At 72.1% G+C, this 13,337-nt stretch carries 12 protein-coding genes; 7 read left to right on the top strand and 5 right to left on the bottom strand.

The features are described 5' to 3' along the window. The first annotated feature begins 91 nt into the window (after positions 1–91). Positions 92–838 (top strand): alpha/beta fold hydrolase, encoded by a 747-nt coding sequence (locus tag ACIBQ8_RS48230; RefSeq protein ID WP_397195549.1) that lies wholly within the window; start codon positions 92–94, stop codon positions 836–838. Here the strand turns inward: ACIBQ8_RS48230 and ACIBQ8_RS48225 are convergent. Then, positions 813–3,119, bottom strand: coding sequence for a tetratricopeptide repeat protein (locus tag ACIBQ8_RS48225; RefSeq protein WP_397195548.1), 2,307 nt, complete (start codon positions 3,117–3,119; stop codon positions 813–815). The two genes, ACIBQ8_RS48230 and ACIBQ8_RS48225, sit on opposite strands and share 26 nt — an antisense overlap. A gap of 247 nt (positions 3,120–3,366) precedes the next feature. On the opposite strand from ACIBQ8_RS48225, the gene ACIBQ8_RS48220 reads away from it, so the two are divergent. From ACIBQ8_RS48220 to ACIBQ8_RS48195, 6 genes are all read left to right on the top strand, one after another. After that, positions 3,367–4,272: an ABC transporter ATP-binding protein gene (locus ACIBQ8_RS48220; RefSeq protein WP_397169229.1), complete on the top strand. Its 906-nt coding sequence runs from the start codon at positions 3,367–3,369 to the stop codon at positions 4,270–4,272. Positions 4,273–4,302: 30 nt separating this feature from the next. Then, positions 4,303–5,007, top strand: coding sequence for an ABC transporter permease (locus tag ACIBQ8_RS48215; protein ID WP_397169231.1), 705 nt, complete (start codon positions 4,303–4,305; stop codon positions 5,005–5,007). Between the two features lies 1 nt (position 5,008). Next, on the top strand, positions 5,009–6,208 hold the full coding sequence (locus ACIBQ8_RS48210) for a sensor histidine kinase (protein ID WP_397195547.1): 1,200 nt from the start codon (positions 5,009–5,011) through the stop codon (positions 6,206–6,208). Further along, positions 6,205–6,834: a response regulator gene (locus tag ACIBQ8_RS48205; RefSeq protein WP_397169234.1), complete on the top strand. Its 630-nt coding sequence runs from the start codon at positions 6,205–6,207 to the stop codon at positions 6,832–6,834. The genes ACIBQ8_RS48210 and ACIBQ8_RS48205 overlap by 4 nt, the downstream gene beginning before the upstream one ends. 85 nt (positions 6,835–6,919) lie before the next feature. Further along, the gene (locus ACIBQ8_RS48200) at positions 6,920–7,042 is read left to right on the top strand and encodes a hypothetical protein (RefSeq protein ID WP_397169236.1); all 123 of its coding nucleotides are present in this window, start codon (positions 6,920–6,922) and stop codon (positions 7,040–7,042) included. 143 nt (positions 7,043–7,185) lie between these two features. Next, on the top strand, positions 7,186–8,025 hold the full coding sequence (locus ACIBQ8_RS48195; protein WP_397195546.1) for an APC family permease: 840 nt from the start codon (positions 7,186–7,188) through the stop codon (positions 8,023–8,025). A 345-nt stretch (positions 8,026–8,370) separates the two neighbouring features. Here ACIBQ8_RS48195 and ACIBQ8_RS48190 read toward each other — a convergent pair whose 3' ends face one another. The 4 genes from ACIBQ8_RS48190 to ACIBQ8_RS48175 form a co-directional block, all read right to left on the bottom strand. Next, positions 8,371–8,916, bottom strand: coding sequence for a GNAT family N-acetyltransferase (locus tag ACIBQ8_RS48190; RefSeq protein WP_397195545.1), 546 nt, complete (start codon positions 8,914–8,916; stop codon positions 8,371–8,373). A gap of 399 nt (positions 8,917–9,315) precedes the next feature. Next, positions 9,316–10,719, bottom strand: coding sequence for a carotenoid oxygenase family protein (locus ACIBQ8_RS48185; RefSeq protein WP_397195544.1), 1,404 nt, complete (start codon positions 10,717–10,719; stop codon positions 9,316–9,318). Further along, positions 10,719–12,548, bottom strand: coding sequence for an MFS transporter (locus tag ACIBQ8_RS48180; RefSeq protein WP_397195543.1), 1,830 nt, complete (start codon positions 12,546–12,548; stop codon positions 10,719–10,721). Before ACIBQ8_RS48180 ends, ACIBQ8_RS48185 begins: the two co-directional genes overlap by 1 nt. 103 nt (positions 12,549–12,651) lie before the next feature. Next, complete coding sequence (locus ACIBQ8_RS48175) at positions 12,652–13,218, bottom strand: TetR/AcrR family transcriptional regulator (protein WP_397169245.1); 567 nt, start codon at positions 13,216–13,218, stop codon at positions 12,652–12,654. Positions 13,219–13,337: the final 119 nt, after the last annotated feature.

Here is a 13,337-nt window from a genome sequence, read left to right as displayed (position 1 = left end):
GACCGTCCCGGAGATGCTCCCTCCGGCAACGCGATCGTCGCCAGGCGTCGTCGAGCGGCGGCAGCCGACTCCCCGCCGACAGGACGGACTCATGCCCTCCACTTCCGACCTCGCCCAGGTCCGCCGCGCCAACGCCACCGGCCGGACCCCCGTCGTGTTCGTCCACGATCCGTGGCTGCTCCCCTCAAGCTGGAAGCGCTGGGCCGACGTGTTCGAGGAGGCGGGATTCGCGTCCGTCCTCCCCGCCTGGCCTGGCGGCGAAGCGGCCGACCACTTCGCGGACCTGATCGGCGGGCTGGAGCACAGGCCCGCCGTCGTCGGCCATGGCGCCGGCGGCCTGCTGACGCAGATCGTCGCGGGACGCGGCCTGGCCCGCGCCGCTGTGGCGATCAGCCCGTCGCCCTTGCCCGCGGTGCTGCCGTCACCGATGTCCCCGGCCCGTGTCAGCGGCACCGCACCGCTCACCCACGAGCAGTTCCGCCGCGCCTTGGCCAACGCGGTCGGCGAGGAGGAGGCCGGGCGGCTGTATGAGGCGTTCGTCGTGCCCGCGCCGGGCGCACCGCCGCTCCAGGCGCCCGCCACGGACTTGCGACCGTGGGGCGAGTGCGATGCCACCGCCAAGGACCGGGGACCGCTGCTGCTCATCTCCGGGGAGCTGGATCGCATCGTCCCGTGGGCCGCCGCGCACGCCTCCTACAAGAGGCAGGCTCGCAACGAGCAGCACCTGACCGAGATCATCGAGCTGCCCGGCCGGGGCCACTCGCTGACCGTCGACCACGGCTGGCGCGAGGTCTGCGGCACCGCCCTGACGTTCATCCAGCGTTTTGTGGAGCCGTGAGGGGCCTCACCGCGTCAAGCTCCGCGAGCACCTGGGCCGCCCGGTCGGTGTCGCCGGCGGCCTCGTACAGCTCCAGCGCCTCCTTGAACGCCTCGCGAGCCGCCTCCACCTGCTCCAGCTCGACCAGCGCGCGGCCCAGTTTGGTCAGCGACGTCGCCATGGCCCGGCCGATCGGCACGCGCATCTCCCGCAACGCCTCACGGTAATGGTCGGCGGCCTCCTGCCAGCGTCCGAGTGCTCGGTAGCCGTCACCCACCTGGTCCAGCACCATCGCCAGAGCCTGACCGACGAGGTCCGGGGAACCGCCGAAGGCGGGATCGCGCAGCCGATCCACCAGAGCCAGGTTGTGCCGGACGGCGTCCTCCACCCTCCCCAACCGGTTCAAGCAGTGGCCCGCACCGATCAAGGCCTGGGCGTAACCTTCCCTGTCCCCGGCCTCCGGGAAGAGCTCCGCCGCCTGCCGGAGGTGGTCCAGCGCGGTTTCGTCGCTCACCCGATCGTTGCGGCCCCACAGCGCCCAGGCCGCGTAGATCAGCGCCCAGCCCTGCTGGCGCAGGTCGCCGACACCTCGGGCCAGCTCCAGCGCGCGCAGCGCGGTCGCTTCCGCCTCGTCGTAGCGGGCCTGGCAGTGGGTACGCGCCCAGGACAGGTAGTTGAGGTGGACCGCCTCCTGCTTGCGGTCGTCCATCGCGTGGGCGGCGGCTGCGGACAGGCCGAAGATCTCGGGCCAGTGCTCCCAGTGAATCCACTGGTCGGAGAACCAGTGCATCGCCTCGGCGACCTCGACCACCCGGGCGTGCTCGCCGAGGCCGGCCGCCGTACGCAGAGCCGCGAACCAGGCCTCGCCCTCCGCCATGAGCCATTCCCGGGCCTGCCGCTGGTCGTCCAGCTCGACCAGCGCGCTCCAGTCCGGCGGCGGCGCCCCGTAGTCGGGCTCGAACCAGCGCCCCGCGACCGTCGCGACCTCCAGCAGCCACTCGTCCATCCGCCGCCGCGCCCGCCGCTGGGCCTCGATCGGCTCCTCCTGCGACAGCCGGGCGCGAGCGAACAACCGCACCAGGTCATGGAAGCGGTAACGCCCGGGGAAGGGCGACAGCAGCAGGCCGAGGTCGACCAGTTCCTCCAGGGCGTCCTCGGCGTCGGCCAGGCCGAGTTCGGTGAGGACCGCGGTCATCGGGACCCCGAAATCCGGTGCCGCCGCCAGCGCCAGGCGACGGAAGCTCTGCCGCGCGGGCGGCGAGAGCTGCCGGTAGGACAATGCGAAGGCGGCGGCCACGGAAAGGTCACCCGCCGACAGCGACTCCACCCGCCGTCCCTCATCGCCGAGCCGCTCGGCCAGGTGCCCGGCCGTCCAGCCGGGCCTGCTCTGCAGCCGGTTGCCGGCGATACGCAACGCCAGCGGCAGGTTCCCGCACAAGCTCGCCACCCGCGCCACGCCGTCAGGATCAGCTTCGGCACGTTCGGCGCCGACGATCGAGCGCAGGAGCGCGGCGGCCTCGTCGGCGGCCAGATGCGCCAACGGGAGCTGGTGCACGCCCTCCAGCCCGGCCAGCGGCCGGCGGCTGGTGATCAGCGTCATCACGGGACCGGCCGAGGGCAGCAGCGGACGCACCTGGCTCTCGTGCGCGGCGTTGTCCAGGATGATCAGGCACCGCCGTTCGCGCAGCAGGGCCCGATAGTGGCCCGCGCGGTCCTCCTCGGAGACGGGGATCCGCCGCTCGGCCACGCCCAACGCGGTGAGCAGCCGTGACAACGCGGTCCCCGAGTCCAGCGGGATCGGGTCCATGCCGCGCAGGTCCAGGTAGAAGCAGCCGTCGGGGAACAGGTCCGCCAGCTGCCCGCCGGCACGCACGGCCAGCGCCGTCTTGCCGATCCCCGCGGCGCCGGAGACCGCCGCCACGACGGCCGCTCCCGTGGCCGGCTCGCCGGCGGCCTCCGCGTCCGCGGCACGGGCCGCCAGGTCGCGCAACGTGCGCAGTTCCCGGCTCCGCCCGGTGAAGTCGCCCACCCCGCGGGGCAGCTCACACGCGCCCTGAGCAGGGGCGTCCTGGCGCAGCCGTCCCGCCCGCGCCGCCTGCGCCAGCGCCGCCCGCTGCGCGTCGTCGAGCGGCAGCGCCTCGGCCAGCGCCTCGACAGTACGCCGCTGCGGGCTCCGGCTGATTCCGCGCTCCATGTCGCTGATGGCCCGCACGCTGACGCCCGAGGCGTCGGAGAGCTCCTCGATGGTGAGCCCGGCGGCCTGCCGACGGCTCCGCAGCAGACTGCCGAACGACTCCACCATCTGTCCCCCTCAAACGTGCCCCAACGCCTTATCGACTCTACCTACCTGGGCTTATGGGTCGTCCTGGGCGGAACGAGCCCTTCTGGGGGTTTCCGACCGTCGACCTCCGAGCGCGTGCAGCTTCTTGACAGTGTTCTGCCGGGTCCGCCATCCACCGTTCGGTGGATCAGGCGATCAGCCGCATCCGCGGCCAACGGTAGCTGCCGGGACGATCCGCCGGCCGGGGCCGCGAGGCGATGCTTGTGCCATGGCAGTCATCGAAGTCGCAGACCTGGTCAAGAAGTACGGAAGCCAGTCGGTCCTGGAGGGCGTCACCTTCTCGGTGGAGGCCGGGGAGATCTTCGGCATCCTCGGCCCGAACGGCGCCGGCAAGACCACGACGGTGGAGTGCGTGGAGGGCCTGCGCCGGGCCGACGGCGGCCGGATCAGCGTCCTCGGGCTCGACCCGCTCACCGCGGGCGGTGAACTCCGGCGGCAGATCGGGGTGCAGCTCCAGCACACCCAGTTGCCGGAGAACATCAAGGTGTGGGAGGCGCTGGACCTGTACGCCTCCTTCTACGGCAACCCGCGCGACTGGCGCGAGCTGCTCGATCAGTGGGGATTGAAGGACAAGCGCAACGCCCGCTTCGGCAAGCTGTCCGGCGGCCAGAAGCAGCGGCTGTTCATCGCGCTGGCCCTGGTGGGCAATCCCCGGGTGGCCTTCCTCGACGAGCTGACCACCGGGCTCGACCCGCAGGCGCGGCGGGCCACCTGGGAGCTGATCAAGCAGGTGCGGGACGGCGGGGTGACCGTCGTGCTGGTCAGCCACTTCATGGACGAGGTCGAAGAGCTGTGCGACCGGGTGGCGGTCGTCGACCGGGGACGGGTGGTCGCGCTCGACACGCCCGCCGGCCTGGTGGGGGCCGAGCACGAGATGCGCTTCACGCTGCTGGACGGGACCGCGGCGGAGCTGCCGGCGCTGCTGGGCGGCCTGCCCGGGGTCACCTCGGTCGAGGTGGTCGGGGCAACGGCGGTCGTCACCGGCCGCGGGGACTTCGCCAGCGCGGTCACCTCGCAGCTCGCCCGGCACGACCTGCTCGTCTCGGGCCTGCGTATCGACAAGCGCACGCTGGATGACGCCTTCCTCGCCCTCACCGGCCGCACCTTCTCCTGACTCCTCCCCTCCTTCCTGAAAGGCCCGAAGATGAGCGCGCTCGCCAAGCTCACCACCGTCGAGATCAAGTTGCTCGTCCGCGAACCCGGATCGGTGTTCGCCCTGCTCATCCCGCTGTTCATCCTGGTGGTCTTCGGAAGCTCGGTCTCTGCCGGCGACACGGTGGTGGTGCCCATGGCCCTGTCCATCGCGGTCGGCCTCGTCGGGTTGTACCTGGTGCCGACCACCCTGGCGACCTACCGTGAGCGCGGCATCCTGCGCCGGTTGTCCACCACGCCGGTGCCGCCCGCGCGGCTGCTGGCGGTGCAGCTCATCCTGCAACTCGTCCTGGCGGTCGCCGCCTGCGGGTTGCTGCTCGTGGTGGCCGGCACGTTGCTCGGCGCGCGGCTGCCCGGCGCGCCCGCCGCCGTCACGCTGGCCTTCCTGCTCGGCACCGGCGCGATGTTCGCGATCGGCCTGCTGATCGCCGCGCTGGCGCCGAACGGCCGGGCGGCCAACGGGATCGGCGTGCTGCTCTACTTCCCGATGGCCTACCTGGCCGGGCTGATCCAGCCGCCCACCCAGATGCCCGCTATTCTTGCCCAAATCGGCACATATACCCCGCTCGGCGCCTTCCGTCAGGCTCTGCAGGAGGTCTGGGCGGGCGGTTTCCCGAACTCGTTGTCGCTGGTCATCATGGCGGGATACGCGGTGGTCATCAGCGTCGCCGCCGCCAAGCTCTTCCGCTGGGAGTAACGTGACCTCGCTCGACCTGCAGGAGGCCCGCCTCGAACGGCTCCAGGCCGTCGTCCCGTACCTCCTGCTCGTGGTCTCGGTCGCCCTCGCCTGGCTGACCGACGGACGGTCGCTCGCCGAGCATCTGCTGATGCTCGGCGTCGCCGCCGTCACGGCGGCCTGGATCGCCCTGCTGGGCCGCAGCCGGCACCACGCGCTGTACGTCACCGGGCTGATCGTCCTGATCGGAGTGTTGTGCGGCCAGGGGATCTGGTTCGCCGGATTCTTCGCCTTCACCGGCTACCTGGCCTCCTGGCACCTGCTGAGCGGCAAGTGGCGCTTCGCCGGGGTCGCCGCGACCGCCACGATCAGCGTGACCGGCTTCACCGGCGGCCTGCCCGCCCCGACGCTCCCCGCGATCCTCACCCACCTGTTCTTCGTCGCCGCGATCACCTCGCTGGTCGCCCTGTTCAGCCTCGTCGGCGAGGTCACCACGGCCCGCAGCACCGAACGCAAGCGCATGGTCGCCCAGCTCGAAGAGGCGATGCGGGAGAACGCCGTCCTGCACACCCAGCTCCTCCTCCAGGCCCGCGAGGCCGGCGTGCTGGACGAGCGCCAGCGCATGGCGCAGGAGATCCACGACACCCTCGCCCAGGGGCTCACCGGGATCATCGCCCAGATCCAGGCGGCGACGCAGGCCGGGGAGACCGGCGCGCGGTGGCGCGGGCACCTCGACACCGCCGCCCGGCTGGCTCGCGACAGCCTGGCCGAGGCCCGGCGCTCGGTGCACGCCATCGGGCCGGGCCAGCTGGAGACGGCTCCGCTGCCCGAGGCTCTCGCCGACGTGGTCGCCGGCTGGTCGGGGCTGCATGCCGTGCCGGGGGAGATGATCACGACAGGCACGGCACGACCGCTGCACCCGGAAGTCGAGCAGACCTTGCTGCGGATCGCCCAGGAAGCGCTCGCGAACGTGGCCAAGCATGCCGGGGCCCGCCGGGTCGGCCTTACCTTGTCCTACATGGAAGATGTGGTCACCTTGGACGTCCGGGACGACGGTGTCGGCTTCGCCCTCGACCGGGCCGGCGACGGCGGCGGTTTCGGCCTGACGTCGATGCGCAAGCGGGTGGCGCGGCTGGCCGGCAGCCTGGAGATCGAGTCGGAGCCCGGCGGCGGCACCGCGATCTCGGCCACCGTCCCGGCGGTCGCCAGGGAGGACGCGTGAGCACGCCGATCCGGCTGCTGATCGTGGACGACCACCCGATCCTGCGCGACGGCATCCGGGGCATGTTCACCGGCGACGACCGCTTCGAGGTGCTCGGCGAGGCGGGCGACGGCGGCCAGGCGGTCAAGCTCGCCCTCGCCCTGCGGCCGGACGTGATCCTGATGGACCTGCGGATGCCCCGCATGGACGGCGTCAGCGCCATCAGGGAACTGGCACGGACCGGCAGCACGGCCCGCGTCCTCGTCCTGACCACCTACGACACCGACCGCGACGTCGTGCCGGCCATCGAGGCCGGAGCGACCGGCTACCTGCTCAAGGACGCGCACCGCGACGAGCTGATCCGCGCGGTCGAGGCGGCCGCCCGCGGCGAGTCGGTGCTCTCGCCGTCGGTCGCCACGCGGCTGATCGGACAGATCCGCGCGCCGGTCGCCGATCCGCTCAGCGCCAGGGAGCTGGAGATCCTGCGGCTGATCGCGCAGGGCACGACCAACCGGGAGGCCGCCGCCCAGCTGTTCATCAGCGAGGCGACGGTCAAGACGCACGTGCTGCACATCTACGCCAAACTCGGAGTCAACGACCGGGCCGCCGCGGTGGCCGTCGCCTTCCAGCGCGGCCTGCTGACCTGACCGCCCGCCACGGTCCGCCGCGCCGGCGGCGGCCAGCTGATCGACCTGGACATTCCCCAGGAAGGCTCGCACTCGCGAAGGGCGTGTGACGCCTGCCGTACGCGACAGCACCGCCGCCGACCCCGTCGAGATCCCGGCCCGCGACCTGTTCTCCCTGCCTGTCCTCGGCACCTGGCTCGCCGGCCGCCCCACCCACCCGCGTCGCTGACCAGGCCCGTTCCACCTACCGTCGTCGCTGACCAGGCCCGCCCCTCCCTCACCGTCCCGGCGAGCGCTCTTCTCTCCGTCCGCCCTCAGGGCGCCCCACTGCCACCGTCCCAGCGAGGACCTCCCACCCCCCTCGGACCCCCCATGACCGAGCCTGTCGTCCCCGCCACTCCCCCGGGATCCGCCTCAGGATCGTCCAGCGCCCCTCACCTGCAGCGCGGCACTCTCGGCGTCGCCGACATCGTCTTCTTCGTCGTGGCGGCGGCCGCGCCGCTGACGGTGATGGCCGGAGTCGCCCCGCTGGCCCTCGTGCTCGGCGGCATCGGAGCCCCCGTCGCCTACCTGGCCGTCGGCGTGGTCCTCTGCCTGTTCGCGATCGGCTTCACCGCGATGACGCCGTACATCCGCAACGCCGGCGCCTTCTACTCCTACATCGCCCAGGGAATGGGGCGGCCGGCGGGTCTCGGCGCGGCGCTGCTCGCCGTGTTCTCCTACAACGCCCTGCAGATCGGCATGTACGGCGCCTTCGGCTTCTTCGCCGCCACCACCTTCGGCACCCTGCTCGGCGTCGAGCTGCCCTGGAGCGTGTACGCCTTCGCCGGGATCGTCCTGGTCCGGTTCCTCGGCTACCGGTCGATCGACCTCGGCGCCACAGTGCTGGCCGCCCTGCTCATCGCCGAGACCGCCATCCTGCTCCTGCCGGCCGTCGCCGTCCTGCCCCAAGGCGGCGCGAACGGCCTGACGCTCGACTCCTTCACTCCCGCGAACGTCTTCACCTCCAGCATGAGCGGCCCCCTCGGCCTCGCCGTCGCCGCGTTCATCGGCTTCGAGGCCACCGCCATCCACCGCGACGAGGCCCGCCGCCCCGACCACACCGTGCCCCGGGCCACGTACGCCGCCGTCGGCTTCCTCGGCCTGCGCCTGCGCCGCACCCGCCCCGACGTCTACGCCGCCCTCGCCACCACGGACGTGGACGCCACCTGACCCGGCCAAGCCTCGGGCGCGCAGGTGTGAGCAGCGGCCCCGGGAGTGCGGGGAGACGGTGGTGAAGCAGCGGGAGGTCAGCGGGCAGCGGCGCGTTCGGGCACCGGGCGGCGACGGAGGTCGGCTCCTGCTTCTCCCGCTCGTCCACGGTCAGGCCCCACCGGCGTTTGACCGCGGTCCACTCGGCGATGCAGCGGCAGCGGACGGCCTCTATCGGCAGCCGGTCGGCGGGGCCGCAGGCCACAGCGGGTGACGGCTGCGGTGCCCGACCGCGAGTATCGGTCCGGGCGTTCGGGGATGAGTCCGGCGCTCGCCTTCGCGCGATGACAGCTGATGCCCGCGTCTCTATCCGGGGTCGAGTACGCGCGTCATCCAGATCGAGTCACCGTGTTCGACGTCCTCGTCAATGCGGTCGCTTCGGTGGAAGCCGAGCTTCTCAAGGATGCGGAACGAGGGTATGTTCCACTCCCGCACAGTGGCCCAGAGGCGGCGACGCCCTGTTCGAATCGCGGCTTCCAAGACCGCACGGGCGGCTTCTGTCGCATAACCATGGCCCTGGGCTCGTCGGGCCAGCTCGTACGCGATCTCAGGTTCGTCGAACGATCCCTGGCCGACGGTCAATCCGCAATACCCGATGAACTCGCCGGTGTCGCGCAGCTCTATGGCCAGCAACCCGAGCCCAGGATCGGCCGCCAGCGGATTGTCAAGGAGCCAGCGGCGGACGTCCTCGACCGTCGGCCGTCCCTCGGCGTCGATCCGCCGGGCCGCCGGCACTCGCGGGTCCCGCTCAAGCCACAACCCGCGGAACTTCTCTGCATCCGACGGCACCCACCGCCGCAACCGCAGCCGCTCGGTCACCAGCTCTGCCGCCAGATCCTCATATGTCCTCATCCCGGCCAAACTAGCCCAATGCCGGTCACCTCGGATGATGACCCTTACTTGGAGCGCCTAACAGCATGATCTTTGTTGTGCTGTGGTCTCTCGCTGTAGCCGGGCGAGGGGCGTGCGCGGGGCCAGCACGTACCGGCGTCGTCCCTCGGAAGAGCGCCGTTCGGCGCCGACCTGACGGGTCCCGGCGCCTCGCCTCCAAGGCCATGCCTGCGACGCCAGCCAACGTGCCTGACAAGATCATAACGCTCTGACGACGCCGATCCGGTCGGTGACGAGGCCGGCGAGGATGGCAAGGGCGGCGGGCACGTGCGCGGCCATGGGGAGTCCGTCGAGGGACATCAGGAGGTTCCTGTCTCACAACGGGGGGGCGGCCCGGTGAGGACCGCGCCGAAGACCCGGCTACTGGTCGGTGTCGGGGATCCAGGAGCCGTGGATGCCGCCGGTGACGCGGCGGGGCAGGTGGACGGTGGCGATCCGGTCGAGGCCGGCGGCATCCAGGACCAGAAGCTGGGAGGCGTCCTGCTTGAGGTCGGAGACGACGGTGAGGAGGTAGCCGTCGTCCTCGCCGGTGGCGCCTTCGGCGGGGACGAAGACGGCCTCGCTGGGCAGGCGGGCGTCGCCGGCCTGGTGGACGCGGCGGGCGCCGGTGGCGCGGTCGTACTTGACGACGCCGTAGCCGCCGAAGCCGTCCTGGTCGGGGAAGGAGATGGCGTAGGTGTAGCGGTTCTCGGTCCCGAGGTAGTCCTCGTTGAGGGTGGGGAACTCGACGGCGAGGTCGTCGATCGTCTGTTCGCCGACGCTGCCCTGGGCGAGGTCGACGACCCAGCGGCGGGTGTAGGAGCGGGTGTTGGGCTCGGCGCCGCGGCCGGGCGCGCCGACCCACCAGTTCCAGGAGAGCTGGAAGCCCTCGCGGTCGACGGTGGGGCCTTCCAGGACGATGCGGCCCTGGGCGTCCTCGTAGGCGTTGGCGGCGTGCAGCATGTTGCCGGGCTCGATGTCGAACCAGCGGATCCTGGCGGCGCCGTCGGCGGTGCGGGGCATGACGCCGATGCGGGAGGGCTGGGCGTCGCTCCAGCCGTAGGGGATGCCGGAGTGCTCGGTCGGGTCGAAGGTGACCGACCCCTCGACGAAGACCACGTGGTGGCGGGTGATCGCGAAGTCGTGCTTGAGGGAGGCGGTGGCGCCGGGGATCTCGGCGCTGTGCACGATCCGGCCCTCGGCGTCGGCGACGTAGTACAGGAGGTAGGGCGGGAACGGCGAGGAGCCGAAGAAGTGCAGCTCGCCGGTGACAGGGTCGGTCTTGGGGTGGGCGGTCATCGCGCTGCGCAGCTTGCCGTCGAAGTCGTGGACGCCGACGGTCTCCAACTCGGCGTCCAGCTCGAACGGGAAGTTCGCCTCGCACAGGGCCAGCAGGCGTCCGGCGTGTTCGATGACGTGGGTGCCGGCGGGGCTGGCGGCCATGTCCGGGCCGTGCTCGGTCATGTAGGGGGCGCCGTCGAGTGCGGGGGTGCGGACCCACCGGTTGCGGTACCACTCGGCCCGGCCGTCCCGCAGCCGGATGCCGTGGACCATGCCGCTGCCCTTGAACCAGTGCGTGGGGGTGACTCCCGGCTTGGGGTTGTGGCTGTTGCGGACCAGCCGGCCGTTCAGCTCGGGCGGCAGGTGGCCCTCGACGGTCAGCCCGGTCGCGGTGATCTCGTCGACGGCGGGGGTGTAGTGGCCGGTCAGGTAGGGCTTGATGGTCATGGGGATTTCCTCGTCCTTGATGTGGTCGGAGTGTTCTGCGGTGAAGGGGGTGGTCATCAGGCGGGCTGCTCGGCGCGGGTCTTCAGGGCCGCGAGCCAGGATTGGAGCGAGGCGTGCAGGGCCTGGCCGAGCTGCTCGGCGGCGGCCTCGACGGGCGCTCCGGCCCACGACTCCTCGGTACGCACGGTGACGCGGTCGCCGTCGGCGGTGAACGTCCACACGTGCACGCCGTCGATGCCGCCGGCCGGGCCGCCCCACACGATCCGCTCGCGGGGCACGACCTCGAAGACGGTGGAGGTGATGTCCAGGCCGTGAGTGGTCCATCGGAAGGAGCCGCCGGGCTCCACCGGGCCGCTGAGCGTGGCGGTGTCGATGTCGCCGTTCCAGCTCGGCCAGGCGTCGATGCCGGTGTGCAGTGCCCATACCCGCTCGATCGGGGCGTCGATGGTGGTGGACAGGCGGACGATCACCGGGGCGGTCTCGTCGATGGTGCGCATTTCGGGATTCCTTTCGGTTGAACGGGTCAGACAGGCGGCCAGGACGGCCGTGGCGAGCAGGACGGCGGCCGAGGCGGCGAACGCCGCGCGGTAGCCGTCGGTGAGGGCCTGGAGCTGTGGTGAGGAGGAGCCTGCGGTGACCGAGCCGGCCAGCGTGGCCAGGACGGCCAGGCCGATCGCGCCGCCGACCTGGCGGGCGGTGTTCACCAACCCGCCGGCCGTTCCGGAGTCCTCCTTGGCGACTCCGTCCATGGACAGGTCGGTGAGCTGGATGAAGGCGACGCTGAGACCGAGCCCGATGAGGACGCTCGGACCGAGCACGTCGGCGAGGTAGGAGCTTCCGGCGCTGATCCGCGCCAGCCACAGCGTCCCGGTGGCCTGCACAAGCAGGGCGGACAGCAGCGTCCGGCGGGATCCGAGCCGGGCGGTGAGCCGGGGGGACAGAGCTGAGCCGATCATGATGGCGCCGGCGAGCGGAAGCTGGCCCAGACCGGTGAGCAGCGGGCTCTCGCCTAGGACTTCCTGCTGGTAGAGCGGCAGGAAGAAGAACAGCGCGAGCCACACCGACCCGAAGAGGGCCATCAGCAGGTTGCCGGCGGCCACCCGGCCGCCCCGCACCAGCCGCGGCGGCACCAGCGGATCGGGGTGACGGCGTTCCACCAGGACGAACACCGCGCCGAGAACGGCGGCGAGGGCGAGGGCGCCCAGGACGCGCCCGTCGGTCCAGCCTTGTGCGCGGGCTGTGCTCAGCCCCCAGACCAGGCCGGTCAGGGACAGAGTGATCGTGAGAGTGCCGAGCGGGTCGAACCGGCCGCCGGGGCGCGGCTGAGCGCGCGGGGTGGCGAGCGCGACGGCGACCAGCACCGCGAAAGTGCCGGCGGTGACGGCGAAGAACAGCGCCCGCCAGCCCCACGCCTGGGCCAGGAGACCGCCCAGGAGCACCCCGGCGGCGCCGCCGGCGCCCGAGACCGCGCCCCACACCCCCAGCGCCCGGCCCCGGCCGGGGCCGGGCGGGAACAACGTCATCACCACCGCCAGCGCAGCCGGGGCGACCGCCGCCGCTCCCATCCCCTGCACGGCACGGGCCGTGATCAGCACACCCGCCGAGGACGCCACCCCCGACACGGCCGAGGCCGTCCCGAAGACCGCCAGCCCGCCCACCAGGAGCCTGCGATGGCCCAGCAGGTCCGCGGCCCGGCCGCCGGCCAGCAGCAGAGCGCCGAACGCCAGTCCGTAGGCGTTGACGACCCAGGTCGTGCCGCCGCCGGAAAGACCGGCGCCGTCCCGGATCTGCGGGAGTGCCACGTTGACGATCGAGTTGCCGAGTACGACGAGGAACTGCGCCGCGGCCAAGGCAGCGAGCGCCGGACCCGTGACTGTCTTGCGCATCTCCGACTCCAAAAGTGTGTGGTTAACCACTCAGTCTTTGCGGGGAAAGAAGGCGGGGCGCGAGCCCCGCCGCGTCGCCCCCGGGCGGATCGCCCGGGAGGGCTCAGTAGTGCGTGATGCCCGCCGAGAGGGTCCGCGTCCAGGGCGCCTGGACCTCGTCGGCTCCGGTGGACACCAGCAGGTGGCACAGCATGCCCCGGGCGAAGAAGTCCTGGACCTGGACCTCGCTGCCGCCGGAGGCGCCGCGCACGTACTCCACCAGCCGGGCGTAGCCCTGCCGGACCGCCTCGCGCACGGCCGGCTCGGACACCGCCGCCGCCTGGGCGTGCAGCTGGATCAGCATCAGGTCGTTGTCGCTGATCAGCTGCGCGTAGGCGTCGCCCATCGCGTGCAGGACGGTCTCGGCCGAGCCGCCACCGTGGGTGGCCACCGCCTGCTCCAGCGCGCCGCGCACCTTCACGAAGCAGTGCTCGACGACCGCCACGAACAGGGACTCCTTGCTCGGGAACAGCCGGTAGACATATGCCTGGGAGATGCCCGCCGCCTTGGCCACCTCCGTCGTGGTCGTGCCCCAGTAGCCGCGGGCCGCGAAGGCGCCGATGGCGGTGGCGAGCACCGTCTCCCGGCGCTCCTCGGCGGTGGACAGCTGTCGCGCTCGGCTCGTCATCATGTGAGTAATAAACCACTCACACCTTCTCGTGTCAAGATGGGGCACTCGACCGCCGGTCCCGCCCGTGCGGCCTTCCCGGCACGTACGTGCGCGCCGCCGTGCCGCTCGCCCACGAGGCG

It is taken from the genome of Nonomuraea sp. NPDC049646 (assembly GCF_044465525.1).
Lineage (GTDB): Bacteria > Actinomycetota > Actinomycetes > Streptosporangiales > Streptosporangiaceae > Nonomuraea.
This window is presented reverse-complemented; position numbering and strand designations above follow the sequence as displayed.